Origin of the sequence: Vibrio sp. V08_P9A1T1, assembly GCF_963874405.1 — a bacterium.
GTDB classification, from domain to species: domain Bacteria; phylum Pseudomonadota; class Gammaproteobacteria; order Enterobacterales; family Vibrionaceae; genus Vibrio; species Vibrio anguillarum.
The window spans coordinates 1-3,685 of the sequence record NZ_CAWNIB010000172.1 but is presented as its reverse complement, the minus strand read 5'-3'; the positions used below and the strand labels follow the sequence as shown (position 1 = coordinate 3,685).

Annotated in this window: 1 protein-coding gene; it reads right to left on the bottom strand. The window is 37.8% G+C overall.

What is annotated here, in order from left to right:
- A partial coding sequence (locus tag AACT21_RS07715) for a hypothetical protein (RefSeq protein WP_217898737.1) occupies nt 1-3,685 on the bottom strand: 3,685 nt, incomplete at its 5' end.

Here is a 3,685-nt window from a genome sequence, read left to right as displayed (position 1 = left end):
TTAGTTGAGAGACCCTTCACTTACTGGGACATAGAGATCAAAATCCCCACTCTCCCTATCAATAGCAACCAAAATGCGAGAGTGTTTTTCGACTATAGAACGTTGCATCCGGTTAACACGCACCCCTTCGTGAGCTCTTTGAGAAAAATCATTTGTTTCTAATTGCAACGTTCTCAATGTTTTCATATCTATATCAAATCCACCAAAATTGCTACGAAACTTATCAAGCAAGGAAACATACTGAGCAATAGAGTCTGCATTCCTAATACCTTTTTTTCCTGAAATACTGTTTATGGATCTAAGATGTGGACCACCTAAACTGCTAGTTGGGTTGAGCCCGATGGAATCACTGCGATATTCTATTTTGTCATTTGCAAGGTTTGCTAATTCATAAATATCAACATATCCTGTTGCCTGTTTTTTAGTACCAACATAGACAAAATCCAAACTATTCGGCGCACCATGAGAGAGTTCGTGGATTAATACATCCGCCACAGCTCTGTCACTTTTCCCCATTTTTTGGTAGTACTGATTAAATCCTCTTTTGTTGACTTTAATAAATTTTACTCGTTGATCTAATCCAAACTTAGCGTATTCAGAGCGCGACAACGCAGCGACTATGACTGAGCTACCCTCAATCTGGTTACCTATATCAAAATTCACTACAGACAACCGTTCAGTATCGGAACGCATTGCTTCGATAATGGATCTCAGTCTCTCTTGACCACTAGGGTCATCATAAAAATCTTTACCAAAAAATACATCCTGAGCAAGCCTAATATCATCATTTAGTGCCGTGTTATCCATAGCAGATAAGGTATTATCAAGCTTACTTTTAGCGATAGGCAGAGCATTAGCCAAACTTCTTTTAATATTTCGTACTTGTATTATGTTTCCAATAATGGGTATACGCTCAAGCATAGAACCCCATGAATTTCCACTTACTTCATCTAAGTCAGATAATACCGAACTTTGACTGCTTTTTAATGCTCTTTCAGCTTCATTAAATACATGGTTTAGATTCTGCCTGATGGTTTTAACTTTTCCTGCTGAAAGGCTTTCCCCAACCACTGGAATTATCTGGGCACTATCAAAATCGATAAGCGCAAACTTACCTGTATGAGGATCGTATAAAATATTACCCAAATTTATATCATTATGGTCGATCCCATTAGATCTTAGATATTCCACAAGTTCATTAACTATACCCTCTTCTTTGAACTTTCGAACGACATCTGACAGCTCTGGTCGAGCATTTCTAATGATGTTACTCAACGAATCCCCATGAATTTTTTTCATTTTGACCGAGACAGTTTTTACCATGGGATCGGTAGTGTCATGAAGTATCACCTCAGCAGAACCTTCCCCATACAATCTGTTGAATGCGGCTTCAGTGTTTCTGGCAGCGTAAAGTCTACACAGCGATGAGCGAGCAGGATTCTCATCCAAGCGAATGTTTCCGCTATAATCTTTCACAACAAAATTGTCATCAAGCTGGTATACCTTACCTATCGCCCCAAAGCCTATTTCATTGTTCGCTTTTCTATAACCTACAGTCATAGTTTTAATCCCTGAGAGATCAACCCCCTGCTCATGAGCAATGTGAGCAAATGCTTCGAATGACTTTTTACTCATAACCTCCCGCGATGTATCAAGTAACCTTTTTCTCAATAGCGTACATAACGCACCAGGAGCTCGCTTCACGCGTGAACAAAGCGCATTTTCCAGCTCATTATTGGTCAACAAACGGCCTACATCTACGATGTCACTCGGTATATCGAGCGACTGAAATATCGCTTTTCGTTGCCATTGATGCTTGAAAAAGTTATTTGCAACAGTATCAATGGCATCTTTTGTCGCTTTTACGGCTTTTGTGGCCGTCCCTATTAGCTTGCCACCACCTTCAAATACCAACTCTATCGCTACAGAGATCGCTACTTCTTTTAAGTATTTATTTCGCTCTTCTTCAGTATCGCTAATTGCGGCTTTCCCAAGTAATGGACCAATTGACATTGTAGTACCGTATAAAAACCCAGCAACAGTCCCCATCCCCACTGCTGGAAGTGCTAATATATGTGATATTTTTTCGATTCTATTCAACATACCCAAAGCTGCCGATTCTAAGTGCGAACTAACTAATACATCCATATCATTTGAATATTTATCAATTGTACGTTCAAAAAGATTAGAATAATCCATGCCTTTTTTATCAATCGTCATTTGGTCATAATTCCCATGAAATTCGGCCGGAAAATGAAGCTGAACCCATTCTCGTAATTCTGTATTTACTCTTATTTGTCTTTTAAAATCATTAATTGATGCAAATATGAGAACTTTATTCGTTAATAAAGAGAATAATTTTATAGGGCTATACTCTGGGTTTAAATCATATGACCATTTTTTAGAAAAATGTGGCCCATCTTCAGGCGATGGATAGATGAGAAGCATAGGAGCCTCACGGATTGAATATGAATGATTAATGTCCAATTGGTGTAGTTCAAGTGCCGACTTAGCGTAATCATAAAAACGCTCTTTTATTTGTAAATCAGACCTTAATGCTTTCATTGAACGGAAAAATTCAGCTTGTGTGTCAGTATTTTCAAGACTGTGGAGCAAAGAATTAGAAATCCCTGATGTGTTAATGATCTCTCGTTCATTATAAGCCGTATTCTCTGCTCGCCATGCTCGTTCCCTACCCGTTAGAATATCTGCAATAGAAAAGCTTTTTTTTACCGGAGGGTTTTCACGCATCGCTACAGAGTGCGCTTCAGGATGATGACTGAATACTGTATAGCGGTATGTTACTGTATTTGACAGTTCAACACCGGGTTCATTCACGGCAAGTCTATCTAATGTGTGTTGGAAATAACTCATCGGAGTTTCAATGCTACTCAGCAATTTATCTTTATTCGCTTCTACACTAGATTGCTTCTCCATAAATCTTAAAAACTTAGTAACATTCACTTTCTCTTCATTAAGGAATATTAGTAAATTGTCATGAACTTCACTAGGCCAAGAAACACTGACTTGCTTACGTTTTAATATTGGATGGTTTGTTGCCTCACTGCACAGGTAGTCGACGACTGAAATTACATCGTATTTAATTCGACCTAAATGGTCTGAGAAGCTGTATATAAGGTCTGAAAAAATAAATTTATCGATATCAATATTCTCTACTGCATGGGGATCAGTTTTTTTTATATCGTAAATTCTTGAGGTTAAATATAGAGCGGCGGCTGTATTTGATAGTTCTACTTCAGTTAGCTCGGTGCTAGGCAATGACTTCATTACAAGTGATTCAATTTCTAAGGAATTTCTAGTACGTTCATCGATGCTATCTTGAACGGCCATTTTAGATTTGAATTCAATAATATCTCGATAAAGCGACTCTCGGTTGAAATAAAGTGGCGTCGCACCTTGCCGATTTTTCTCTCCTAGCCACCCGACAAATAAGGCATCAGTACAGGTATTTACATAGTTTTTAGTTTCTTGAATTTGCTCGTCAATGAAGTAGTTCAGACTCTTCAGTTTTCGTATTGCGCTAGTTGTATTGATTGAATCTATTCCGCTCTTAGATATTTTTTTTATCAGCTTTCTAAAATTGTTATCTAAAGATTGCCATTCAATACTGCGTTCATTTAAAATTTTCAGTGATTTAGCATCATTAAAATAGGGTAATTTAGAG